This is a genomic window from Bosea sp. 29B (genome assembly GCF_902506165.1).
Taxonomy (GTDB): Bacteria; Pseudomonadota; Alphaproteobacteria; order Rhizobiales; family Beijerinckiaceae; genus Allobosea.
In genome coordinates, this window is sequence record NZ_LR733817.1 from 1,881,608 (window position 1) to 1,904,811 (window position 23,204).

The following is a 23,204-nucleotide window of genomic DNA, read 5'->3' on the forward strand; positions in this document are numbered from 1 at the left end:
GCTGTGCTCGCCGGAAGAGGGGAATGCCGATGCACTGGATGAGGAAGACCGCCATCGCCAGCCTTGCGGGGGCGTTCGCCACCGCCCTGGGCTTCGCCGCTGCCCCTGCCCAGGCGCAGACCCCGATCACCTTCTCGCTCGACTTTCGCGCGCTCGGGCGTCACGCCGCCTGGTTCGTCGCTCTCGACAAGGGCTATTACAAGCAGGCCGGGCTCGACGTCAGCATCATCGCCGGACAGGGAACGGCGCAGGCGATCCAGGCGATCGAAGCCGGAACCGCGCAGATCGCCTTCTCCGACGTCGCCGGCGTCGTCGCAGCCCGGGCCAATGGCGGTTCGACCGCAAAAATGGTCTCGGTCATCTACCAGAAGGCGCCCTATGCGATCTTCTCGCTGCGCGACGGCGCCAATGTTCGCTCCGCCGACCAGCTCGCCGGGCTCGAAATCGGCAGCGGCGCCGGCAGCTTCACCCAGAAGGTGATCGAGGCCTTCATGGCGCAGAAGGGTATCAAGACGCCGGCCAAGTTCACCAATATCGACCCGTCGGCCCGCGTCGGCATGCTCGCGGCCAAGAAGATCCCGGCGGTCGAGACCTTCGTGATGACAAGGCCTGGCGTCGCCAAGGCGGTCGGCTCGTCGAACGCCCGCACCTACCTGCTCGCCAATGACGGGCTCGTGCTCTACTCGAACGGCATCGTCGTGCGCGATGACCTGATCAAGTCGAAGCCGGACGTGGTCAAAGCCTTCATCGCGGCCTCGCTGAAGGGCTGGAAGGATACGATCGCCAAGCCGGACGAGGCCGCCGACATCGTCGTCAAGCTCAACAAGGGCCTCGAGAAGGATGTCGTCCTGGAAGAGATCGAGATCGTGAGCGAGCTGGTCAAGACAGACGTCACCGCCAAGAAGGGGCTGGGCGCGATCGACCCCGAGGCGATGGCCTCGTCCGTATCGCTCATCCTCCAGACCCTGCCCGGCGCCAAGCTGGCCGCCGGCGACGTCTACGATGCGACCTTGCTGCACGCGACGCCGGTTCTTCCGTGACTTCATCCACCGCAGAACCGCAAAGCACGCCCAACGAGGCGGACAACATCTACGGCCGCTTCGTCGGCGTCCGTAAGGTCTTCGGCAAGCAGGAGGGCGCGATGATCGCGCTCTCGGATGTCGACTACGAACTCAGGAAGGGCGAGCTCGTCGCCCTGCTGGGCCCGAGCGGTTGCGGCAAGACCACCTTGCTGCGGATCGTCGCCGGCCTGACCAAGCCCAGCGGCGGCAGCGTCGTGATCCGCGGCCGCGAGGTCACCGAGCCGCAGGACGATTTCGGCTTCGTCTTCCAGAGCCCGAACCTGCTGCCCTGGCGCACCGTGCTTTCGAACGTACTCTTTCCGATGGAGATCAAAGGACGGCTCGACGCGGCGGCGAAGGCGCGCGCTGTCGAGCTCCTGGAGCATGTCGGGCTCGGCAAATTCCTGAAGAGCCGTCCGCACGAGCTCTCCGGCGGCATGAAGCAGCGTGTCGCGCTCTGCCGGGCGCTGATCCACTCACCGTCCCTCCTCCTGATGGACGAGCCCTTCGGCGCCCTCGACGAGCTCACCCGCATGGAGATGCACGAATTGCTGCTCGGCATCCGGCGCCTGACTGGGGCGACCGTGATGTTCGTGACGCACTCAATCTCGGAGGCGGTCTATCTCGCCGACGAGGTCCTCGTCTTCAGCGCCCGGCCCGGCCGCGTCTCCGACCGGATCCGGATCGAGCTGCCCTATCCGCGGGCCGCGAGCCAGCGTTTCACGACAGCCTTCAGCGAGTACGAGCGCCGAGCCGGCGCCGGGCTCGGCGTCCTTCATCACGCGTGACGAACAGCGCCATGAAAATCTCCTCCGAAGCCGTCACGCGGGTCGCCTATCCGGTGCTCGGCCTGGTCCTGCTGCTCCTGCTCTGGCAGGGCTACATCGTCCTGTTCGACGTGCCGCAGGCGGTGCTGCCGCGCCCGCTCGCAGTCTGGAACGCGACGGTCAACAACCTGCCGCTGCTGCTCTCCGAGGGGCGTGTGACGCTGCTGGAAAGCGTCTACGGCTTCCTGCTCGCCTTCTTCCTCGGCATCCCGATCGCGGTGGCGATTTCCTCGTCGCGCACGCTCAACCTGATGTTCTATCCGCTGCTGATCGCGACGCAGGCCCTGCCCAAGGTCGCACTGGCACCGCTGATCCTGGTCTGGCTCGGCACCGGCATCGAATCCAAGCTCGCCATCGCCTGGCTCGTTGCCTTCTTCCCGATCGTGGTCGACACCGCGACGGGCCTGCGCTCGACGCCGTCGGAGATGCTCGACCTGGCCGCCTCGGTCCGCGCCACCGGCTGGCAGACCTTCTGGAAGATCAAGTTCCCGGCTGCCCTGCCCTTCGTCATCACCGGCTCGAAGGTCGCGATCACGCTCGCCGTCATCGGCGCGGTGATCGGCGAATTCATCAGCTCGAACGAAGGCCTCGGCAATCTCCTGCTCGTCGCCAATTCGCAAGTGAACACGCCGCTCGCCTTCGCCGCGCTGCTGGCGCTGGCGGTGCTCGGCATGGCTCTCTACGCCGTCGTCGCCTTCGTCGATATCGCGCTGAAGCCTTGGTTCAGCGAAGTCCGGCATTGATGGGCTCGCTATGATGGACTTGCCATGACAAAGCCCCGCATCGTCCTGCTCGTCGGCTCGCTCAGCCGTGAATCGATCAATCGCCGATTGGCCTCGGCACTCACACGGCTCGGCGCCGACCGTTTCGATTTTGGGGAGAGCGATCTCGCCGGGCTGCCGCTCTACAACCGCGACCTGGACCGCGCGCTGCCGTCGGCGGTGCTTGCCTTCAAGCAGGCGATCGAAGCGGCCGATGGCGTGCTGATCGTCTCGCCCGAGTACAACCGCTCGGTCCCGTCCGCCCTCAAGAACGCCATCGACTGGGGCTCGCGCCCCTATGGCGCCAACTCCTGGCGCGGCAAGCCGACGGCGATCGCGGGCCTGGCGAGCGGCTCGCTCGGGACAGCCCCTGCCCAGCAGCACCTGCGCAACATCCTCTCGCATCTCGACGTTCCCGTGCTGCCGCAACCCGAGGTCTGCATGGCGATGCGCGAGGGCTTGTTCGACGCCTCAGGCGGGATCGCTGATCCCGCGACGCGGCAGTTCCTCGACGGCTTCCTCACCCGCTTTTCCGCACATGTCGCGCGCTTCGCGATGGCCCCAGCATGACCGCCCAGCGTATCGCTCTCGACGTTCACGCCCATCTCATTCCGGTCGGCGCGCCGCTCGCGAGCGTCCCCGGGGTGAGCTGGGACGCGGCGAACGAAAAGCTCGTCATCGATGGCCATCCGATCGGCATAAAGGCGCTGTTCCATCCGGAAGCACTGATCGCCTGGATGGACGAGCAGAGTGTCGAGCGGGCCTGGATCTCGGCTCCGCCGCCGACCTATCGTCCCGGGCTCGATGCAGCCCAGGCCGAGGCCTGGACTCGGTTACTGAATGACGGGCTCGCGGCGATCGCCGCCGCGCATCCGGACCGGCTGGCGCCGCTCTTCCATCTGCCCGTGGCTCATCCGGAGCTCGCCGCCCGGATCGTGCGCGAGCGCGCCACCGCCACCGAAGCTCGCTTCTCGATGCCGACGGGCGAACCGGGGCTGATGCTGTCCGACGCCAACTACGCCCCGCTGTGGCAGGCGCTGGATGCCGCCTCTGCGTTCGTCTTCCTGCATCCTGGCGAGGGCTGCGACGGGCGGCTCGACCCGTTCTATCTGCACAACCTGTTGGGCAATCCGAGCGAGACGGCGGTCGCAACCGGTCATCTCGTCTTCGCCGGCGTGCTGGAGCGCCATCCGCGCATTACCATCTGCCTCGCCCATGCCGGCGGCACCGTGCCGGCCCTAGCCGGGCGCTGGCAGCGCGGCTTCGCCACGGGACGACCGGGCGTCGACAAGCAAGTCGAGGCGCCGGCACAGGCATTGCGCCGTTTCTGCGTCGACTGCATCGCCCATGACGATACGCTGCTCGATCTGGCGGCTTCGGTGTTCGGTCCGGAGCGGGTCGTCTTCGGCTCTGACTGGCCGTTCCCGATGGGCGTGATCAAGCCGCATGAGCAGCTCGCCGGGCTTAGCGAGAGCCGGCGTCGGGCGATCTTCTGCGATAACCCCGCCAAGCTGACAGCCTGACATGAAAAAGGGCCGGCTCCGAGGAACCGGCCCTTTCGCTTGATGGAAGCGCCACTCAGGGTGTGACGTCGCTATCCCCGGCGAGATCATGCTCGACGAGGCGATTGCGCAGCTCGCCCAGGCCCTCGGCCCGAACCACCACTTCGTCGCCCGCCTTCAGGAAGATTGCTGGCTCGCGCGCGTTGCCGATGCCGCTCGGCGTCCCGGTCAGCAGCACGTCGCCCGGATGCAGCGTCATGCCGAAGGAGAGCTCGGCGATGAGCTCATCGACCGGGAAGGCCATCTGCGCCGCCACGGCGTTCTGCATGAGCTCGCCATTGAGCAGGCATTGCAGCCTGACCTTGGGCAGGTCGATCTCGTCCGGCGTCACCACGAAAGGACCAAGCGGCATGGTGCCGTCGATGCTCTTGCCCTTCAGCCACTGCCCGCCATGGCGGCGCTGCAGGTCGCGCTGCGAGACGTCGTTGGCGAGGCAGAAACCGAAGATGTGCTCATGCGCCCGCGAGCGTGGGATGCTGCGGCCGCCCTTGCCGATGATGATCGCGATCTCGGCCTCGTAGTCCCATTTCAAGGAGATGCGGGCGTCGAAGGCGATGTCGTCCTGCGGGCCGATCACCACATCGGGCGACTTCGTGAAGAAGGTCGGCGCCTTCGGGCGATCGACATCCTGCCCCTCGCGCTTGCCCTTGCTCTCCTCGAAATGGTCCCAGTAGTTCCAGCCGGTGCAGAGCACGTCACGCCGGAAACGGCGCACAGGCGCAGCCAGTGCTGCGCCTGCCAGCGGCAGCCGCGCGCCCCTGTCGAGGCTCGCGACGATCAGCGCCTGCCGCTCGTTGTGCGGCAAGCCTATGAAGGCGACGAGGTCGCCGGCGCCCGACTCCAGCAGGACGATCTGGTCGCCGACGACGAGGCCGAGCCGCTCGCCGCCATCATGGCGCAGGTTGACGTAGCGCATCTGCGGCTCAGTCCGGAATGACCGCGATAGCGTTGATCTCGATCAGATAATCCGGCGAGGTCATCTTGCAGATCTCGACCATGGTCGAGGCCGGGGCGATGCCGGTGAAGTACTCGCGCCTGACCTTATGGATCGCGTCGAAATGCTCCATGTTGCGGACATAGACGTCGACGCGGCAGATGTCATCGAGCGTGCCGCCGGCCTCCTCGACCGCAGCCTTCAGATTCTCGCAGACCTGCCGGGTCTGCTCCGAGACGTCGCCAACGCCGGCGATCGAGCCGTCGGCGCGGCGCGAGGTCATGCCGGAGAGGAAGACGAGGCGGCCGCGGGCTTCGATCGCGGTGGCCTGCGAGAAATGGCCGTTGGGCTGGCGCAGTTTGGCGCTGGTGATCTGTTGCTTTGCCATGGGAGAACTCCTCGAGATCAGGACAGGGAAGACGGAAAGGGGATGCCGAGCCGCTCGGCAGCGGCGCGTAGCGCCGAAAGCGTCGCCGGCGCGATGCGGCAGTTGCCATCGAAATTGCGATGCGCCTTGGCGGCTCGGTCGCCGGGCATGCGGACAGGAGGCCCGCCGGGCGCAGGCTTCGAGGCCCGGATACGCTCGGCGAAGCCGGAGGCCGCCGCCTCGAACTCGGCCAGCGGCCGAAAGCCGGCGATATCGATGGCGATGAAGAGGTTCGCGCTGGCATAAGGCTCGGCAAGATCGCCATAGAGCGGGCGCACGGCATCGCCGATGGCGCCGCCCGACAGCCCGCCCGCGAGCAGGTCGACCATCACGGCGAGGCCGAAGCCCTTGGCGCCGGCGGCTGGCAAGAGCATGCCCTTGATCGCCTCGGCCGCGTCGGTCGTCGGCAAGCCGTCGGCGGTCGCGGCCCAGCCTTCCGGGATCGGCTCGCCGCGGCTCTGCGCGAGCCTGATCTTGCCCATGGCGCCGGCGCTCATGGCAAGATCGAGCACGAGCGGCTCGCCGCCCGTGGGCACGGCGATGGCGAGCGGGTTGTTGCCGACGACGCGCTCGGCCCCGCCCGGCGGAGGCAACAGCGGGCGGGTATTGGCCATCACGATGCCGATCTGACCGGAGAGCGCGATCTTGCGCGCAAAACGCCCGGCGGCGCCGAAATGGAAGGCGTTACGCACGGCGATTGCGGCGAGGCCATGCGTCGCCGCCCGCTCGACTGCGAGCTCGGAAGCCCGCTCGGCCGTGACCTGGCCAAGTGCATTCGCGGCATCGATGGTGACGCGCGCACCGGCATCAACCACGATCTCGCCCTTCGCCGCGGCATCGACCGAGCCCTTCTCGATGCGCTCGAGATACATCGGCAGCAGCATCAGCCCGTGCGAGCCGAGGCCTTCGATGTCGGCATCGACCAGAGCCTCAGCGACCAGACTCGCATGGTCAGCGGGAGCGCCGACCTTTGCGAGCAGCGCCTGAGCCAGATCACGCAGCGCGGCGGCTGGCTGGAAAGCGGAATTGCTCATGATGTGGGCCTCGTTTCGACCGGCGATCAATGAGCGTCGCGCTCGTCGGTGTACCAGGACGGCGTCTGCGGGTAGTGCGGGCCGTCATAAATCTCGACCACGACCGTTTCCTCGATCGCGAGGCTCGGGCCGTGCACATTGCCCTTGGGATTGCAGTAGAAGCTGCCAGGCTTCAGCGTGACGCCGGTCGCCGTGTATTCGAAATGGCCGGACAAGCAGAACATCATCTGGTTCGAGGCGTGGGAATGCGGCTTGGGAATGCCGGCGCCCTTCTCGAAACGGATCAGCGCGACTGACGCGCCGGTCGCCTCGTCCCGCCACAGCATCTTCTCGTGCACGCCCTTCAACGACTTTTCCCGCCAGGGCATGTCGTTCGTCTGGATCAGGATTTCCTCGAGGCTCGGAGCGCCGGCGGGGAGCTGCATGATGGACCCTTCTTTCAAGCTGTCGCGCTTACGATGTCCATCATGATATTTCACATGATGTCTAATGCAAGTCGCAAAGCGCCGCCGCGCCCAGATTTTGTCTGGGCGAGGAAACCAAGGGTCGAGGCTGGGGCGAGCGCAGCGTCCGAGCGCTCACGCGGCAATGCGAGCGCTACCGCCTAACGCGCTGAAAGATGCCTAGCGGGCATGCGAGGGAACGCGCTTTGGCGCGTGCTGCTGCAGGAGAACCACCCGCTCGCGAAGCCCGCTGAGATGATCGCGCATCGCGGCTGCGGCCGCCCCTGGGTCTCGCACCTCGATCGCGGCAAGGACGGCGCGGTGCTGGCGGTCGGATGCGTCGGTGTCGAGCGTCTGCCAGAGGTGCAGATACCAGGCGCGGATCGAGCGCTCATGAAGGGCCTTGGCGAAGTCACCGAGGATGCGCGACTGGGACATGTCGCTGACCTTGGAATGGAAGGCGCGGTCGCATTCGACGAAAGCGTCGATCCGGCCGCCGCCATGGGCATCGTCACGGTGATGGTCGAGGATGGCACGGGCAGCCTCGACATCCTCAGGCCGCCCGTATTCGGCGGCGCGCGCCGCGATTGCCGGCTCGACGACCAGGCGCGCATCGAGGATCTCGATCACCTGCCCCATCGAGTCGGGCTGGATGATCACGCCCTTGCGCGGCACGACATCGACGAGGCCTTCGGCCTGCAATCGTTGCAGCGCCTGGTGGACGGGCGTGCGGCCCATATCCAGTTGCTCGCAGATCGACGCTTCGTTGAGATATTGGCCGGGCGCGAAGAACAGGGTGATGATCCGGTCCTTGATGGCGATGTAGGCCTGCTCGGACAGCGGGAGTGACTCTTTCTTGCTTTTGCCGCGCTGCGCCGGACGACGCTTTTGCCCGCTCTCGCCCTTCTTTGCCGTCATCGCATCATGCCGCAGATATGCCTGTTGATATTCCAGTGCTTCGACAATTCATTACCGTCGAAGCGAGAGCTGAGCAAATCGCGCGGATAGTGTGCAAACCTCCCTCGAAAATCCCCCGGTCCGCTCCCCACTGGAAGGATGCCCGGGCGATCGGCCGCCTGATGACCGGCACGACAGCGGGCAGCGAGGTGGTAGAGGGTTATGGCCACATCGGGCCGACTCTGCGCCAGCATCCAGTTGCATTCCCGAGATCGGAATTCGAGCGCCGGCGGATTGTGACCTGCGCCGATGCGGTCGCCTCCCATGATCGACGTTGGGTCGATGTAGCTGACTTGGTGCTCGTACGACAGCGACCAGGCTCGGCCAAAGGCGTGATGTTCATGACGATCGAGGACGAAACGGGCGTCGCCAACCTCGTGATCTGGCAGACGGTCTTCGAGAAATATCGCCGTATCTTGCCCCTCATTCTTCGGCCGGCTCGCGATCAGTGACGGCGAAGCACCCGATGTTGGCCGATCGGGAATTGCCGAGACAAGCGCGCTGCCGGTTAACCGCTCCGGCCGACAACACATGTCGACCCCGCGCCGAGCTGCGACGTGGAGCCGCGCCGTCCCCGGCCTGCATGGGAGGGCTCGTGTCTACGGGCCAGCCATCCGAACATCGATCTCGCAGGTCATGCAGGCGTCATCCACGGCGGATAGCTGGGCGCCACCTCGAGAGGCCAAGCATGACTCGTAAAAACGTTCTTCTGATCGTCGTCGACCAGTGGCGCGCCGATTTCGTACCGCATCTGCTGCGCGCCCGTGGCCAGCAGCCTTTCCTCAAGACCCCGAACCTCGACAGGCTCTGCGCGGAAGGAGTCACCTTCGCCAACCACGTCACCGCTTGCGTGCCCTGCGGCCCGGCCCGCGCCAGCCTGCTGACCGGCCTCTACCTGATGAACCATCGCGCGGTTCAGAACACCGTCCCGCTCGACCAGCGGCATTTCAACCTCGGCAAGGCGCTGCGTGCCATCGGCTACGATCCGGCGCTGATCGGCTACACCACGACGACTCCGGACCCGCGCTCGACCGCGAAGCAGGACCCGCGTTTCCTCGTGCTCGGCGACCTGATGGACGGCTTCCGTTCGGTCGGCGCCTTCGAGCCGAACATGGACGGCTATTTCGGCTGGGTGGCGCAGAACGGTTTCGAGCTACCGCCCAACCGCGAGGACATCTGGCTGCCCGAGGGCGAGGATGCCGTGCCCGGAGCCACCGAGCGCCCGGCGCGCATCCCCAAGGAACTCTCCGACTCGTCCTTCTTCACCGAGCGCGCGCTGACCTATCTCAAGGGCCGCGCCGGCAGGCCCTTCTTCCTGCATCTCGGCTATTACCGGCCGCATCCGCCCTTCGTCGCGCCGGCGCCCTATCACGACATGTATCGGCCGCAGGACATGCCGGCGCCGATCCGGGCTGAATCGCCCGAGGCCGAAGGCGCCCAGCACCCGCTGATCAAATATTATGTCGACGCGATCTCGCGCGGCTCGTTCTTCCATGGCGCGGAAGGTTCGGGCGCGACGCTCGACGAGGCCGAGATCCGCCAGATGCGCGCAACCTATTGCGGGCTGATCAGCGAGATCGACGACTGCCTCGGCCAGGTCTTCGCCTATCTCGACGAGACCGGGCAATGGGACGACACGCTGGTCGTCTTCACCAGCGACCATGGCGAGCAGCTCGGCGACCATCACCTGCTGGGCAAGATCGGCTTCCACGACGAGAGCTTCCGCATCCCGCTCGTCATCAAGGACCCCCAGGGCGCCGCCGGCCGCCGCGGCGCCATCGAGGAGGCCTTCACCGAGAGCGTCGACGTGATGCCGACGATCCTCGACTGGCTCGGCGGCGAGGCGCCGCGCGCCTGCGACGGACACTCGGTGATGCCGTTCACGCAGGGTATCCGCCCGGCGGATTGGCGCACCGAGCTGCACTACGAATACGATTTCCGCGACGTGCATTATTCCGAGCCGGAAAAGGTGCTCGGGCTCGGCATGGATGAATCCAGCCTCTGCGTCATCCAGGACGAAAACTACAAATACGTCCACTTCGCCGCCCTGCCGCCGCTGTTCTTCGACCTCCGCAACGACCCCAATCAGTTCATCAACCTGGCGGACGATCCGGCCTATGCGGCGCTGGTGCGCGACTACGCCCAGAAGGCGCTGTCCTGGCGGCTGACCCATGCCGACCGGACGCTGACCCATTTCCGCTCCAGCCCGCGCGGGCTCGAGGAGCGCAATCCCAACGCAACCGAAACAGGAGACCAGTCATGGTCGGCTCCCTCACGCGTCGCAGCGCAATAGCGCTCGGCGGTTCTGCCCTCATCCTGCCCTCGCGCTTTGCGATCGCGCAGGCCGATAATCGCCCCTCGATCACCATCGCGGTTCAGAAGATCGCCAACTCGAACCTGCTCGACGTGCTGCGTGAGCAGTCCAATGTCGGCGAGCGCGTCTTCTTCTCCTCGCTCTGGGAAGGGCTGATCGGCCGCAACTGGACCGGCAATCTGGAAAGCGTGCCGGGTCTCGCCACCGAGTGGAAGCGCATCGACGACAAGACGGTCGAGCTCAAGCTGCGCCGGGGCGTGAAATTCCATAATGGCGATGAGCTGACCGCCGAGGACGTCGCCTTCACCTTCGGCAAGGAGCGCATGTTCGGCGAGACGCAGCCCGCCGCCGGCAAGACCATCTCCGTCGACTTCGTCGTCGGCGGCGGCCGCGCCAGCAAGGAGCTGCCGGCCGAGGTTCCGGCTGTCGCGCGCCGCTCCTGGCCCGCGCTGCTCGGCATCCAGGTCATCGACAAGTACACGGTCCGCTTCGTCAACGGCACGCCTGATGTCACCATGGAAGGCCGCATCTCGCGCTATGGCAGCGAGATCATGAACCGCCGCGCCTTCGAGGAAGCCAAGACCTATAGCGACTGGGCGATGAAGCCCGTCACGACCGGCCCGTATCGCGTCGCCGAATACCGCCCGGACGTCTCGCTGCTGCTCGAAGCCCACGACGAATACTGGGGCGGCCGCCCGCCGCTGAAGTCGATCCGCTTCGTCGAGGTGCCGGAGACGGCGTCGCGCATCAACGGCCTGCTCTCGGGCCAGTATCAGTTCGCCTGCGACATCCCGCCGGACCAGATCTCGCAGATCGAGAAGAACGCGGCCTTCGAGGTCCAGGGCGGCACGATCCTGAACCACCGCCTGACGGTGTTCGACAAGAACCACCCGCAGCTGCAGAACCCGCTCGTCCGCCGGGCCATGACCCATGCGATCGACCGGCAGGCCATCGTCGACTCGCTCTGGGCCGGACGCACCGTGGTGCCGAAGGGCCTGCAATGGCCCTATTACGGCGACATGTTCGTCTCCGACTGGTCGGTGCCGGCCTTCGACCTCAAGCTCGCCAAGGATCTGGTGAAGCAGTCGGGCTACAAGGGCGACCCGATCCCCTACCGCCTGCTGAACAACTACTACACCAACCAGACCGCCACCGCGCAGATCCTGGCCGAGATGTGGAAGGAAGCGGGGCTTAACGTCGAGATCCAGGTCAAGGAGAACTGGCAGCAGATCCTGGAGCGGACCCCGACGCGCGCGGTGCGCGACTGGTCGAACTCGGCGCCCTTCAATGACCCGGTCTCGTCGATGGTCAGCCAGCACGGCCCCAATGGCCAGCAGCAGCAGGCCGGCGAATGGACCAATGCCGAGCTGAACCAACTCTCGGTCGAGCTGGAGACCTCGACGGATCGCGCCCGCCGCAAGGCCGCCTTCCGCCGCATGCTGGAAATCGCCGAGCGCGAGGACCCGGCCTATACGGTGCTGCACCAGAACGCGACCTTCACGGCCAAGCCGAAGGCGCTCGCCTGGAAAGCCTCGCCCGCCTTCGCCATGGACTTCCGTGCCGAGAACTGGGGCGGGCGCAGCTGAAGCCGGCATCATCGACGGCGTGACCTCACGGGTCGCGCCGTTTTCTTTTTGGATGTTCGAGGAGGTCGCCATGACCGGTCTCACCAGTCGTGAGACGAGCCCGCTCGTCGCCATTCGCGACCTTGCGGTCTCGTTCGACGGCGTCAAGGTGCTGCACGGCATCGACCTCGCCATTCATCGCGGCGAGGCTGTCGGCCTCGTTGGGGAGTCCGGCTGCGGCAAGTCGGTGACCTGGCTCGCGGCCCTCGGCCTCCTGCCGAAGAAGGCGACGATTTCCGGCAGCGTCATGCTGGATGGGCGCGAACTGATCGGCGCGGCGCCGGCCACGCTCGACAGTGTCCGCGGTGGCCGCATCGCCATGATCTTCCAGGATCCGGCCAGCGCGCTGAACCCGGTGATCAGGCTCGGCCGGCAGGTCGGCGAGGCGCTGGCGCTGCATGGCGGGCTCTCCGGCAGGGCGATCCGCGCCGAAGCGAAGCGCCTGTTCGATCTCGTCGGTATCCCGGACGCAGCGCGCCGGCTCGACGCCTTCCCGCACGAATTGTCCGGCGGCCAGAACCAGCGCGTGATGATCGCCATGGCGCTGGCCGGTAAGCCCGACATCCTGGTCGCCGATGAGCCGACAACGGCGCTCGACGCGACGATCCAGGCGCAGATCCTCGAATTACTGACCAGGATCAGGCGCGAAACCAACATGGCCCTGGTCCTGATCAGCCACGATCTCGGTGTGATCTCCGAGACCTGCGACCGCGTCTGCGTGATGTATGCCGGCCGCATCATCGAGACGGCGGCATCCGAGGCGCTCTTCGAGCAGCCGCTGCACCCTTATACGCAGGGCTTGCTCGCCGCCTTGCCGCCGCTCGAAGGCGTGCGCCGGCGTCTCGTCCCGGTCGAGGGCAACGTGCCCGAGCCCTGGAACCTGCCGCCGGGCTGCTCCTTCGCGCCGCGCTGCCCGCGCCGGGTCGAGGCCTGCGACATGCAGGTTCCGCCGCTCGCCTCGAAAGCGGCGGACCGGCGGGCCGCCTGCATCATGACGCCGCCGCTGGCGCAGCCACAGCGCCAGCCGGAGCCGGTCTACGCATGAACACTGCCCCTCTGCTTCAGGTGCGAGGCGTCGCCCGTCGCTATGCCATGCGGCAGGGCCTGCTTGGTCGATCGGTCGATGTCCGCGCCGTCGACGGGGTCTCGCTGACGGTGGAACGCGGCCGGACGCTGGGCCTGGTCGGCGAATCCGGCTCGGGCAAGTCGACGACCGGGCGGCTCGCGCTCGGGCTGGAGCCGCCTGACGATGGCGACGTGCTGTTCAAGGGCGCCCCGATCCCGCCGGTCGGCACGCTGGCCTGGCGCCAGATGCGGGCGCGCATGCAGATGATCTACCAGGACCCGCTCGGCGCTCTCGACCGGCGCCTCTCCATCCTCGAACAGGTGCGCGAACCCTATGACGTTCACGGCATCGGCGAGGCCGGGGAGCGCGATGCCATGGCGACAGCCTTGCTGCAGGCGGTCGGCCTGCGCGCCGACCAGGGTAACCGCTATCCGCATGAGCTGTCGGGCGGCCAGCGCCAGCGCGCCGTGATCGCCCGGGCGCTGGCGACCAAGCCGGACCTGCTGGTCTGCGACGAGCCGGTCTCGGCGCTCGACGTCTCGATCCAGGCGCAGGTCGTCAACCTGCTGGTCGACCTCCAGCAGGAGCTCGGCCTCGGCCTGCTGTTCATCAGCCACGACCTGAAAGTGATCCGCCAGGTCAGCCATCGCGTCGCGGTGATGTATCTCGGGCGCATCGTCGAGGAAGGCGATGCCGATCTCCTGCTCGCCAGCCCGGCGCATCCCTATACCGAAGCGCTGGTCTCGGCCTCGCCGGTGCCGGGCCGCCGCGCCCGCCCGCGCATCGTCTTGCAAGGCGATCCGCCCAATCCGGCGGCGCGCCCTTCCGGCTGCGCCTTCCACCCCCGCTGCCATGCGGCTCGCGAGCGCTGCACGGTCGAAAGCCCCCCCCTGCTGCCGCTGCCGGACGGGCGCCTCACGGCCTGCCATGTCGCCCACGACCAGGCCAATTTCCTCAAGGCGGCGAGCTGATGCTGCGTTTCCTCCTCATCCGGCTGTGCCGGGCTGCGCTGACGGTCGCGCTCGTCGTCACCTTCGCTTTCGTCGTGCTCAGGATGTCGGGCGACCCGGCGCTGATCATCATGAGCGTCGATGCGCCTCCCGAGGCCATCGCCGCCTTCCGCAAGGCCTGGGGCCTCGATGACCCGATCTGGCTGCAATATCTGCGCTATTTCTCCGCGATCGGCCAAGGCGAGCTCGGCCAGTCGATGCGCGATGGGCGCCCGGCGATGCAGCTTGTACTCGAGCGCATCCCTGCCACCCTGGCACTGACCTTGCCGGCGCTCGCCCTCAAGCTCGGCATCGGCATCCCCGCCGGCATCTATGCCGCGCTTCACCGCGACAGCCTGATGGATCGCATCGTGATGGTGACGGCGGTCGCCGGCTTCACCGTCCCCAGCTTCGTGCTCGGCCTCGTCCTGGTGCTGGTCTTCTCGGTCCAGCTCGGCTGGCTGCCTTCGGGCGGGCAGGAGAGCTGGCGCCACGCCATCCTGCCGGTGCTGACGCTCGGCATCGGCGGTGCCGCCGTGCTGGCGCGCTTCACGCGCAGCGCCATGCTCGAAGTGCTCGGCCAGTCCTATATCCGCACCGCCAGCGCCAAGGGCGTGCCCTGGCCCCGTGTCGTGCGCGGCCATGCCCTGCCCAACGCCGCCGTGCCGACGGTCACCGTCGTCGGCTTCATGGTCGGCAGCCTGATCGCCGGCGCGGTCGTGGTCGAGAGCGTGTTCTCCTGGCCCGGCGTCGGGCGGCTGCTCGTCGTCGCCGTGGCCAATCGCGATCTCGCCGTCGTGCAGTGCATCCTGCTGCTGGTCGCGATGACGATGGTCAGCGCCAATCTGATCGTCGATCTGCTCTACGGCCTGCTCGATCCGCGGCTGCGCAGCGGCGCCAAGGCCGGAGCGCACTGAGATGGCTGATGTCACCGTGACCGCCGTCCCCGCTAGCGACGCGGCCAAGCCGAAACCGAAGCAGCGGATTCCGTTTCTCGTCTGGTGCGGGCTGGTCTGGATCGCCTTCATCATCATCGTCGCGCTCTTCGCCGACTGGCTGACGCCCTACCGGTTCACCGCCTACGACCTGCGCAACCGACTGGCCTTGCCCTTCCATCCGCTGCACTGGCTTGGCACGGACGAACTCGGCCGCGACGTGCTCTCGCGCCTGATCATCTCGGTACGGATCTCGCTGCTGGTGGCGTTCGGCGCGACCATCATCTCGGCCGTGCTGGGGACATTGATGGGCTTTCTCGCCGCGCATTTCCGCGGGCTCGTCGAGCAGATCGTCCTGATGCTGGCGGATTTCCAGGCGGCGATGCCCTTCCTGATCCTGGCGCTGTCGGTGCTCGCCTTCTTCGGCAACGCGCTGCCGCTCTTCATCGGCCTGATGGGGCTCTATGGCTGGGAGCGCTATGCCCGGATCGCGCGCGGCCTCGCCATATCCGCCGGCGCACAGGGCTATGCCGGCGCGGTGCGCCAGATCGGCGCCTCGCCGGCTCGCGTCTATCTCAAGCACATCCTGCCCAACATCGCCTCGACGCTGATCGTCTCGATGACGCTGACCTTTCCGGAAGTGATCCTGCTCGAAAGCGGTCTGTCCTTCCTTGGCCTCGGCGTGCAGCCGCCGATGACGAGCCTCGGCAACATGGTCGGCTATGGCCGCGAATACCTGACCCGTGCCCCCTGGATCATGCTGGCTCCCGCCTGCACGATCGTGCTGACGACGCTCGCCGTCAGCCTCGTCGGCGACTGGCTGCGCGACAGGCTCGACCCCACATTGCGCTGAATGGATAATTCGCCTGCCGTCATGATCGAGCCTTCAGCCTGCTGGTCTTAACCAGAGCGCCGGAAACGTGACATTCGCTAATTCGGGTATGCGCCAGTTTCAGCCTAGCCGTCGGCGTCCCCGAAACCGGGCGCTCCCGATGTCCGGAATGGGTGAGGAGCGGTCAGCGAGGGGATCGGCTCGCGCACGCGGCATAGTGGGAAGTCACAGTCTCCCGGCTGCGCCCTTATGATGTGCGCATGGTTGCAAGGGGCGGGACCCCAGATTTGAACCTGCGATGCTAAGTATTTGATTTTGTTGGCGTGGGATATTCTGGCCAAAACAAAACCCCGCCGCGGTTTGCGACGGGGTTTTTGGTATTTGTTTTGGTATATTGGTTGCGGGGGCCAGATTTGAACTGACGACCTTCAGGTTATGAGCCTGACGAGCTACCGGGCTGCTCCACCCCGCGGTAAGATTTTTAAACGGCAACGCGGCGCTGGGTGCTTTTAGGCACCTGGCGCCGCGCGCTGTTAGTCATGTGATGAGGGATATCCTTGACAGGCCCGGCNGCTTTCCACCCCCCCATCCCTAACCCTTCCCCACCGCAAGCGGGGGGAGGGGAACCGCCGCTGCGTCTCGTCGAGCCGGTCGCCGCCTGGTATGTCGCCGATACCCTGCTCGGCGCGCCGCCGCCGCTCAATGCGCCGCCCGGCAGGATCGCCTACAAGACCGGCACGTCTTACGGCTATCGCGACGCCTGGGCCGTCGGCTTCGACCGCAAGCACACGATCGGCGTCTGGGTCGGCCGGCCTGACAATGGCGCGGTGCCCGGCCTCGTCGGGCGTGTGGTCGCGGCACCGATCCTGTTCGACGCATTTGCCCGCATCGGCCTCGATCCCCATCCCTTCGTCCAGCCGCCCGGCACGATCGCCGCCAGCAGCGCGACCCTGCCGCCACCGCTTCGGCACTTACGCCAGGATGTGCCGAAGACGGTCGCCGCGCTGGCAATACCCGGCCTCAAGCTCGCCTTCCCGCCCGAAGGCGCAAAGATCGATCTTTCCGCCTCGGCGGTCGACGGCAGCCCTCAGCTCAACCTCAAGGTCTCCGGCGGCGTCGCGCCCTTCACCTGGCTGGTCGACGGTGCTCCGGTGATGTCGGCGGTGAAGCGCCGGGAAGCCGCCTGGCAGCCGCCCGGCAAGGGCTTTGTCCGGATCTCGGTGATCGATGCCGCCGGCGCCAGCGAGAGCGTCTCGGTCAGGCTGCAGTAGCCAGAGCATTTTCGAGCGAAGTGGATACCGGTTCGCATGAAGAAAATGCGATAATCAAGCAGTCTCACTCGATCCTGACGCCGCTCGCCTTGATGATCGGCGCCCAGCGCTCGATCTCGGCGCCGACGAAGCTGCGCAGACCGGCGGGCTCCTGCAGTTCGGCCGAGGGGATTTCAGCCCCGAGCTCGTTGAGCTTGGCCTTCACCGCCGCATCGGCAAGCGCGCCCTTCAGCGCCTGGTTGAGTTTGGCGACAACCGGCGCCGGCGTGTCCTTCGGCGCGAACATCGCGTTCCAGACCTCGACCTTGAAGCCGGGCACGCCAGCCTCTGTGCTGGTCGGCACATCCGGCAGCGCCGTCGCCCGGGCGACCGAGGCGACGGCGAGCGTCTTGATCGTGCCGGCGCGATGCTGCGGGGCGACGTTGACCGCCTGGTCGCAGAGATAGTCGACCTGGCCGGCGACGAGATCATTCATCGCCGGGCCGGTGCCGCGATAGGGCACGCCGTTCGGCTTGACCCCGACGACGGTGTTGAACAGCAGGCAGGTGGTGTGGCTGACCGAGCCGACGCCGGCATGGGCGTTGCTCGCAGCCTTCTCGTTCGCCTTCACCCAAGTGACGAACTCGGCGAGCGTCGCGCTCGGGTGGGTCTTGCGGACGGTCAGGAAGATCGGATTGGTGTTGACCAGCCCGACCGGGGCAAAATCCTCGACTGGCCGGTATTTCAGGTTCGGATTGAGCGAGACCGCCGCCGCATGCGTGCCGGTATGGCCGATCAGGATGACATGGCCGTCAGCGGGCGCGGCCATCAATCGCTGCCCGGCGAGCGTGCCGGCGGCGCCGACCGCATTCTCGATGATCACCGGCTGGCCGAGCGTGCGGCTCATATGCTCGCCGACGAGGCGCCCGACCACGTCGGTCGGTCCACCCGCCGCGAACGGGATCAGCATGGTGACCGGCTTGCTCGGGAAGGATTGAGCCAGAGCGCTCGAACTCGCCATGCAGGCGGCGAGCGCCACGGCCTTGAGCCAGAAACCGATGCCAGTCCTCATGCCGTTCCTCCCGTTGATGTCACGGGCGGCACCTGAGTTCTCGCTCATTGGGCACCGCCGCCGCGACGGTTAGCGTCGGGCGGCGGCGAAAGCGAATAGAGGTTTCCGCTATGGGCTATCCGGATATCCTCTACCCGAATAGCCGGTCACTCCGCAGGCTGCGGATGGGCCTGGGCAGGGGCATGGCGCGAGCCGTGCTTCGTCCGCGCCATGTAACTGTAGGCCACCGGCACGACATAGAGCGTGAGCAGCGTGCCGAAGGTCATGCCGCCGACGATGACCCAGCCGATCTGCGAGCGGCTCTCGGCCCCGGCACCTTCCGCCAAGGCCAGCGGCACGGCGCCGAGCACCATCGCGCCCGTCGTCATCAAAATGGGCCGCAGGCGCAATTCCGCCGCCTCGACCAGGGCGTCGACGAGTTCCCGGCCCTCTTCGCGCAGCTGGTTGGTGAATTCGAGGATCAGGATGCCGTGCTTGGTGATCAGCCCGACCAGCGTGATCAGGCCGATCTGGCTGTAGACGTTGAGCGTGCCGCCGGAGAAATAGAGCGCGGCGAGCGCACCGGTGAGCGAGAGCGGCACCGAGACCATGATCACGACGGGATCGACGAAGCTCTCGAACTGCGCCGCCAGCACCAGATAGATGAAGCCGAGCGCCAGCAGGAAGACCAGCAGGATCGAGGAACCCGACTGCTTGAACTCGCGGCTCTGGCCGGAATAGTCGGTCTGGAACGAGGTCGGCAGCACCTTGGCGGCCCCTTGCTCCAGGACGCTCAGCGCATCGCCGAGCGAATAGCCCGCGCCCGGCACCGCCGTGATCGTCGCGGAGCGCAGCTGGTTGAAGCGGATCAGTTCCTTCGGCGCGACGTTCTCCTCGACCTGGACCAGGCTGGAGAGCTGCACGACCTGGCCGCCACGGCCGATCAGATAGATCGATTGCAGGGCCTGCGGCGTGTTGCGATCCTGGCCGGCGACCTGCAGCATCACGTCGTACTGCTTGCTGTTCATGTTGAAGCGCGTGACCTGGCGCCCGCCCAGCAGCGTCTCCATGGTGCGGCCGATCACATCGACCCCGACGCCGAGATCGGCGGCGCGCTGGCGGTCGATCGAGACCTTGATCTGCGGCTTGTCGAGGATGAGGTTGCTCTCGATGTTGGTCAGCGCCGGATTGCCCTGCACCTCGGCGATCAGGCGGTCGACGTTCTGCTTGATCTCGGCATAGCTGTCGGAAGAGCGCAGCACGAACTCGACCGGCTTGCTGTTGGCGCCGCCCTGGCCGAGCGAGGGCGGATTGGTCGCGAACAGCCGGATGCCGGGGATCTGCGACAGCCCCTTGTTGATCTGCGCGACCAGGTCCTGCTGCTTGCGGTGGCGCTCTTCCCAGGGCTTCAAGCGCGCGAAGGCGATCGCCCGCGTCACGTCGGGGAAGCCGACGATGACGAGGTAGCTGTCGACCTCCTGGATCTTGCTGAAATAGTCCTCGACCCGCCGGGCGTAATCGGCGGTGAAGGCCATGGTCGCGCCCTCGGGCGCGACGCCGATCGCGGTGATGGTGCCGCGGTCCTCGACCGGCGCCAGCTCGGAACGCAGGTTGGTGAAGAAGAAATAGCTGCCGCCGGCGACGCCGAGCGCCAGCAGCACGATCACCGGCCGGACCCTGAGCGCAAAGCGCAGCGAGCGGCGATAGCCGCTCGAGAGCGCCTCGAAGAACCGCTCCAGGGCGTTGTAGAGGAAGTTGTGCTTGTTCTCGTGGCGCAGCAGCTTGGCGCACATCATCGGCGTCAGCGTCAGCGCGACGAAGCCCGAGACCAGCACCGCGCCGGCGAGCGTCAGCGCGAACTCGACGAAGAGCTTGCCGGTGCGCCCGGTCGAGAACGCCATCGGCGCGTAGACCGCGACCAGCGTCAGCGTCATCGCGACGACGGCGAAGGCGATCTCGTTGATGCCTTTGATCGCCGCCTTGGTCGGCTCCATCCCGTCCTCGATATGGCGGTGGACGTTCTCGAGCACGACGATGGCGTCGTCGACGACGAGACCGATGGCGAGCACCATCGAGAGCAGGGTCAGCGTGTTGACGGTGAAGCCCATCGCATACATCAGCGAAAAGGCGCCAATCAGCGAGACGGGAATGGTGACGAGCGGGATCAACGTCGCGCGCATCGAGCGCAGGAACAGGAAGATGATCAGCACGACGAGGACGACCGCCTCGCCGATCGTCGAGTAGACCGCCTTGATCGACCGGTCGATGAAGATCGAGGTGTCGTAGGAGGTCGCGATCGACATGCCGTCGGGCAGGTCGTCGCGGATGCCCGGCAGCGCCGCGACGACGCCCGAGGAGACGTCGAGCGGATTGGCCGTCGCCTGCTTGACGATGCCGATCGTCACCGAGGGCTCGCCACCGAACCAGGCGGCGTTGCGCTCCTCGCGCGCGCCGAGCTCGACCTTGGCGACGTCGCGCAGCTTGACCGGGAAGCCGCTGGCGTCCTTGACCGTGATCTCGCGGAACTGCTCCGGCGTGATCAGGCTGGTCTGCGAGAGCACGGTGAATTCGCGGTCGTTGCTCTCGATCCGGCCGGACGGGATCTCGACGTTCTGGGAGCGCAGCGCCGCCTCGATCTCCTGCACGGTGATGGCATAGGCGGCCATGCGGGCGCGATCGAGCCAGATGCGCATGGCGAACTGGCGCTGGCCGAGGATGCGGACCTCGGCGACGCCGGTGATGTTCTGGACCCGGTCGGAGATGAAGCGGTCGGCGAAGTCGGTCAGCTCCAGCGGCGAATGCCGCTTGCTGGTCAGCGACAGATACATCACCGGCTGGGCGTCGGCCTCGACCTTGGCGATGATCGGCTCGTCGATCTCGTCGGGCATGCGGCCACGCACGCGGCTGACACGATCGCGCACGTCGGAAGCCGCGACGTCGGGATCGACGTCCGGGCGGAAGCGCACCGAGATCTGGCTGCGCTCCTGGCGGCTGGTCGAGTTGATGATCTCGATGCCTTCGATGCCGGCGATCGAGTTCTCCAGGATCTGCGTGACCTGCGTCTCGATGATCTCGGCGCTGGCGCCGCGATAGACGGTCTGCACCGAGACGATCGGCTCGTCGATGTTCGGATATTCGCGCACCGTCAGGCGCGTATAGGAGACGAAGCCGATCAGCACGACGAGCAGGCTGAGGACGGTCGAGAGGACCGGCCGGCGGACGAAGAGCTCGAACAGGCTCATTGCTGCGCGACGCCCGGCTGCACGGCGCCCGGCAGTGAGCTTGTCTGGACCGAGGCCTTCTCCTTGATCGCCACGGTCGAGCCGTCGCGCAGGCGCATCTGTCCGGCGGTGACGATCTGCATGCCGGGTTTCAGCCCCTTCACGATCTCGACCTTGCCGAGCAGGCGCTTGCCGAGCTCGACCGGCATGCGCCGCGCCTTGCCGTTCTCGATGACGAAGATCGCCTTGCCGACGCCGTCAGGCACCACGGCGGTCTCCGGCACGAGAAGCGCGTTGTCGCGCTTGTCGACCACCACGGTGACGCGAGCGAACAGGCCGGGCTTCAGCACGAGGTCGGCATTGGGGATGGTGGCGCGCAAGCGAACCGCGCGGCCATTGACGTCAACGACGGGATCGATCGCGAAGACCTGGCCGGTGAAGGGCCGGTCCGGCACCGCGTCGACCTTGAGCTGGATCGGCTGTCCGACCTTGACCTGGGTCAGGAAGATCTCGGGCACGCGGAAATCGACCTTGATCGGGTCGATATTGGTCAGCGTGATCAACTGCTTGCCGACCGAGACGTAATCGCCGACGCCGACCGCGCGCAGGCCCACCACGCCGGTGAACGGCGCCTTGATCGTCGCCAGAGCGAGCTTGGCCTGGACCAGCTGGATCTTCGCTTCCTGCGAGGCGAGCTGCGCCGTCGCCTGCTCCAGCGCGACCTGCGTGCCGGAGCCGCGCTGCACCAGCGAGCGATTGCGGTCATGCGTGTCGCGGGCGAGCGAGAGATCGGCCTGGGCCTGCTTCAGCTCGGCGTCGAGCATGGCGGTGTCGAGCATGACCAGCTTCTGGTCCCTGGCGACCTTCTCGCCCTCCTTGAAGCCGAGCGCGACGACGCGGCCAGCCATTTCGGGAGCGATCACCACGGATTCGTCGGCGGCGAGCGTGCCGAGCGCCTCGACCTCTTCATTGACAGAAGAGAGCTCGATCGCGCCGACCTCGACCGGCACGCCGGCGGCCTGCCCGGGGCCGGTCGCTTGCGCCTGCGCCTGCTGGCCGCTGCCCTTGAAGTGGTTGCGGTAGCCGTAATATCCGCCGCCCGCCAGCCCGGCGACCAGGATAAGGAGGAGAAAACGCTGCATCAGGCTGGACGCTCCGGGAGTACGGACATATTCTAGACTGGACGGTCTAGTTTGATAAGCACCCTTTAAGGGCGGAAGCGTGACGGAATGATCAATGCACGGACGCGGTAGCGCCACCGCTGCAGAAGCAAGACCGATGCCGGCCGAAAAATCGCGGCCGGATAAACATGACGCGATCACCAAGGCCGCTTCGGAAACGTTCCTGGCCGAGGGCTTCGACCGCGCCAGCCTGGACCAGATCGCCCAGCGCGCCTGCGTCTCCAAGCAGACCATCTACAGCCATTTCGCCGACAAGCAGGCGCTGTTCCTGGCGATCTGCTCCGAACTCACTGAAAAGCTGACGATTCCGCTGCGCCGGCCGCCGAGCGAAACCGGCGATCTGCGCACCATCCTGCTGCGCCTCGGCGAGGATGCGCTGGCGATGATGCTGCACCCGGCCTCGCTCGATTTGCACCGCCTGATCATCGGGGCAGCCTCTCGCTTTCCCGAATTGGGCCAGGCCGCCTACGAGGCCGGCGCCGGACGGATGATCACGGAACTCTCCGCCCTGCTCGCGCAGCGTTCACGATCGGGTGATGGCCTGCCGCGACCACTCGCCCGCAAAGAAGCCGACAGGCTCGCCGAGCAATTCATCGGCATGCTGCGCGGCTTCCATCAGGTCCGCGGCCTGCTCGGTATCGATCCGGTTCCCGATGCGGCGCGCAAGGCTTATGTCGCCGCCTGCGTCGACCTGCTGCTGCGCGCGGCCTGACATTCCAGCTTCGCCTGCGAGT

The 23,204-nt window shown here is 66.7% G+C and carries 20 protein-coding genes, 1 tRNA gene and 2 pseudogenes; 14 read left to right on the forward strand and 9 right to left on the reverse strand.

The window, feature by feature from the left end; genetic code table 11:
- Nucleotides 1-29 precede the first annotated feature (29 nt).
- The 5 genes from GV161_RS09165 to GV161_RS09185 are packed head-to-tail and all read left to right on the forward strand — an operon-like array spanning nucleotide 30 to nucleotide 4,172.
- Entirely contained in the window at nucleotides 30-1,040 is a 1,011-nt protein-coding gene (locus GV161_RS09165) for an ABC transporter substrate-binding protein (protein ID WP_159650150.1), read from the forward strand.
- Nucleotides 1,037-1,849, forward strand: coding sequence for an ABC transporter ATP-binding protein (locus GV161_RS09170; protein ID WP_244624117.1), 813 nt, complete (start codon nucleotides 1,037-1,039; stop codon nucleotides 1,847-1,849). Before GV161_RS09165 ends, GV161_RS09170 begins: the two co-directional genes overlap by 4 nt.
- 11 nt (nucleotides 1,850-1,860) lie before the next feature.
- Nucleotides 1,861-2,631, forward strand: coding sequence for an ABC transporter permease (locus GV161_RS09175; protein WP_152015003.1), 771 nt, complete (start codon nucleotides 1,861-1,863; stop codon nucleotides 2,629-2,631).
- Nucleotides 2,632-2,655: 24 nt separating this feature from the next.
- Nucleotides 2,656-3,219: an NAD(P)H-dependent oxidoreductase gene (locus GV161_RS09180; RefSeq protein WP_152015002.1), complete on the forward strand. Its 564-nt coding sequence runs from the start codon at nucleotides 2,656-2,658 to the stop codon at nucleotides 3,217-3,219.
- A complete protein-coding gene (locus GV161_RS09185; protein WP_152015001.1) occupies nucleotides 3,216-4,172 on the forward strand; it encodes an amidohydrolase family protein in 957 nt (318 codons plus the stop codon). Before GV161_RS09180 ends, GV161_RS09185 begins: the two co-directional genes overlap by 4 nt.
- Before the next feature lie 55 nt (nucleotides 4,173-4,227).
- Here the strand turns inward: GV161_RS09185 and GV161_RS09190 are convergent, their stop codons facing one another.
- The 5 genes from GV161_RS09190 to GV161_RS09210 all read right to left on the reverse strand — a co-directional run bounded on the left by GV161_RS09190 (nucleotide 4,228) and on the right by GV161_RS09210 (nucleotide 7,967).
- Nucleotides 4,228-5,127 carry a fumarylacetoacetate hydrolase family protein gene (locus tag GV161_RS09190; protein ID WP_152015000.1) on the reverse strand — a complete coding sequence of 300 codons (900 nt, stop codon included), beginning with the start codon at nucleotides 5,125-5,127 and terminating at the stop codon, nucleotides 4,228-4,230.
- A gap of 7 nt (nucleotides 5,128-5,134) precedes the next feature.
- Complete coding sequence (locus GV161_RS09195; protein WP_152014999.1) at nucleotides 5,135-5,533, reverse strand: RidA family protein; 399 nt, start codon at nucleotides 5,531-5,533, stop codon at nucleotides 5,135-5,137.
- A 17-nt stretch (nucleotides 5,534-5,550) separates the two neighbouring features.
- The gene (locus GV161_RS09200; RefSeq protein ID WP_152014998.1) at nucleotides 5,551-6,606 is read right to left on the reverse strand and encodes an Ldh family oxidoreductase; all 1,056 of its coding nucleotides are present in this window, start codon (nucleotides 6,604-6,606) and stop codon (nucleotides 5,551-5,553) included.
- Nucleotides 6,607-6,632: 26 nt separating this feature from the next.
- The gene (locus GV161_RS09205; RefSeq protein ID WP_126115457.1) at nucleotides 6,633-7,031 is read right to left on the reverse strand and encodes a cupin domain-containing protein; all 399 of its coding nucleotides are present in this window, start codon (nucleotides 7,029-7,031) and stop codon (nucleotides 6,633-6,635) included.
- Nucleotides 7,032-7,229: 198 nt separating this feature from the next.
- Complete coding sequence (locus GV161_RS09210; RefSeq protein WP_152014997.1) at nucleotides 7,230-7,967, reverse strand: GntR family transcriptional regulator; 738 nt, start codon at nucleotides 7,965-7,967, stop codon at nucleotides 7,230-7,232.
- Nucleotides 7,968-8,143: 176 nt separating this feature from the next.
- On the opposite strand from GV161_RS09210, the pseudogene GV161_RS09215 reads away from it, so the two are divergent.
- The 7 genes and pseudogenes from GV161_RS09215 to GV161_RS09245 all read left to right on the forward strand — a co-directional run.
- Nucleotides 8,144-8,425, forward strand: a pseudogene (locus GV161_RS09215) (DNA polymerase-like protein); the annotation flags it as partial.
- 269 nt (nucleotides 8,426-8,694) lie between these two features.
- Entirely contained in the window at nucleotides 8,695-10,299 is a 1,605-nt protein-coding gene (gene pehA, locus GV161_RS09220; protein ID WP_152014996.1) for a phosphoric/sulfuric ester hydrolase PehA, read from the forward strand.
- On the forward strand, nucleotides 10,266-11,906 hold the full coding sequence (locus GV161_RS09225) for an ABC transporter substrate-binding protein (protein ID WP_152014995.1): 1,641 nt from the start codon (nucleotides 10,266-10,268) through the stop codon (nucleotides 11,904-11,906). The genes pehA and GV161_RS09225 overlap by 34 nt, the downstream gene beginning before the upstream one ends.
- Before the next feature lie 70 nt (nucleotides 11,907-11,976).
- On the forward strand, nucleotides 11,977-12,990 hold the full coding sequence (locus GV161_RS09230; RefSeq protein WP_152014994.1) for an ABC transporter ATP-binding protein: 1,014 nt from the start codon (nucleotides 11,977-11,979) through the stop codon (nucleotides 12,988-12,990).
- On the forward strand, nucleotides 12,987-13,982 hold the full coding sequence (locus tag GV161_RS09235; RefSeq protein WP_152014993.1) for an ABC transporter ATP-binding protein: 996 nt from the start codon (nucleotides 12,987-12,989) through the stop codon (nucleotides 13,980-13,982). The genes GV161_RS09230 and GV161_RS09235 overlap by 4 nt, the downstream gene beginning before the upstream one ends.
- Complete coding sequence (locus GV161_RS09240) at nucleotides 13,982-14,917, forward strand: ABC transporter permease (protein ID WP_193219551.1); 936 nt, start codon at nucleotides 13,982-13,984, stop codon at nucleotides 14,915-14,917. The genes GV161_RS09235 and GV161_RS09240 overlap by 1 nt, the downstream gene beginning before the upstream one ends.
- Nucleotide 14,918: 1 nt before the next feature.
- On the forward strand, nucleotides 14,919-15,788 hold the full coding sequence (locus GV161_RS09245) for an ABC transporter permease (RefSeq protein ID WP_152014991.1): 870 nt from the start codon (nucleotides 14,919-14,921) through the stop codon (nucleotides 15,786-15,788).
- A gap of 374 nt (nucleotides 15,789-16,162) precedes the next feature.
- On the opposite strand, the gene GV161_RS09250 is transcribed toward GV161_RS09245, so the two are convergent.
- Nucleotides 16,163-16,239, reverse strand: a tRNA-Met gene (locus GV161_RS09250).
- Between the two features lie 100 nt (nucleotides 16,240-16,339).
- Between GV161_RS09250 and GV161_RS09255 the strand changes: the two are divergent.
- Nucleotides 16,340-17,038: pseudogene (locus tag GV161_RS09255) on the forward strand (penicillin-binding protein 1C); the annotation flags it as partial.
- A 64-nt stretch (nucleotides 17,039-17,102) separates the two neighbouring features.
- On the opposite strand, the gene GV161_RS09260 reads toward GV161_RS09255, so the two are convergent.
- From GV161_RS09260 to GV161_RS09270, 3 genes are all read right to left on the reverse strand, one after another.
- Nucleotides 17,103-18,089 (reverse strand): tripartite tricarboxylate transporter substrate-binding protein, encoded by a 987-nt coding sequence (locus GV161_RS09260; RefSeq protein ID WP_152013443.1) that lies wholly within the window; start codon nucleotides 18,087-18,089, stop codon nucleotides 17,103-17,105.
- Nucleotides 18,090-18,235: 146 nt separating this feature from the next.
- A complete protein-coding gene (locus GV161_RS09265) occupies nucleotides 18,236-21,310 on the reverse strand; it encodes an efflux RND transporter permease subunit (RefSeq protein WP_152013444.1) in 3,075 nt (1,024 codons plus the stop codon).
- Nucleotides 21,307-22,431, reverse strand: a complete 1,125-nt coding sequence (locus GV161_RS09270; RefSeq protein WP_159650197.1) for an efflux RND transporter periplasmic adaptor subunit — start codon at nucleotides 22,429-22,431, stop codon at nucleotides 21,307-21,309. The genes GV161_RS09265 and GV161_RS09270 overlap by 4 nt, the downstream gene beginning before the upstream one ends.
- Before the next feature lie 136 nt (nucleotides 22,432-22,567).
- Between GV161_RS09270 and GV161_RS09275 the strand changes: the two genes are divergently transcribed.
- The gene (locus tag GV161_RS09275) at nucleotides 22,568-23,182 is read left to right on the forward strand and encodes a TetR/AcrR family transcriptional regulator (protein WP_159650198.1); all 615 of its coding nucleotides are present in this window, start codon (nucleotides 22,568-22,570) and stop codon (nucleotides 23,180-23,182) included.
- Nucleotides 23,183-23,204 lie beyond the last annotated feature (22 nt).